1 protein-coding gene is annotated in these 557 nt (G+C 68.4%); it reads right to left on the bottom strand.

All coding sequences use genetic code 11. The annotated features are described in order from the left end of the window. A partial coding sequence (locus tag ACYVJ0_RS13760) for a cellulase family glycosylhydrolase (RefSeq protein WP_460818421.1) occupies nt 1–557 on the bottom strand: 557 nt, incomplete at both ends.

Here is a 557-nt window from a genome sequence, read left to right on the forward strand (position 1 = left end):
GGCGGACAGCGTGAGCTCGTCACCGGTGAGCGTGTAGTCCGCCCCTGCGGCCAGCTCCGTGCCGTCGTGCAGCAGGGCCTCGAACGTGGTGCCGTTCGGATGGAGCGTCAGCCCCTGCGCGGCGACGGCACCCGACGCAGGCACGAACACCAGGTCGGACGACGCCGTCCCGGACCGCTCGGTCCAGCTCGACGAGATCTGGTCGAACAGCGCGGTGTCCTGCCAGGCGTGGGCGGTGCGGTCGAAGTGCTGCCCGTTGTCCCAGAGCATCGTGGTGATGCCTCGCTCGCGGGCCGTGTACCCGAGGTACTCGAAGAACTTCAGCTTCTCACCCTGCTCGACGGTGCCGGTGTGCCGGTCGAACCCGAGCAGCCCGTACTCCCCCAGGAGCACCGGCACTCCCTGCGCCACGAACGCGGCGTGCACCCGGTCGAACGTGTCGGTGACGTCCTGCTGGACCTCTGCGTCGAACCGGGTGTACCCGGCGATGTTTACGCTGAACGGCCAGAACCCGTAATAGTGCACCGTCGCGATGAGGTTCGGGTCGTCCAAGGCGG

This window comes from Microbacterium petrolearium, assembly GCF_054782875.1.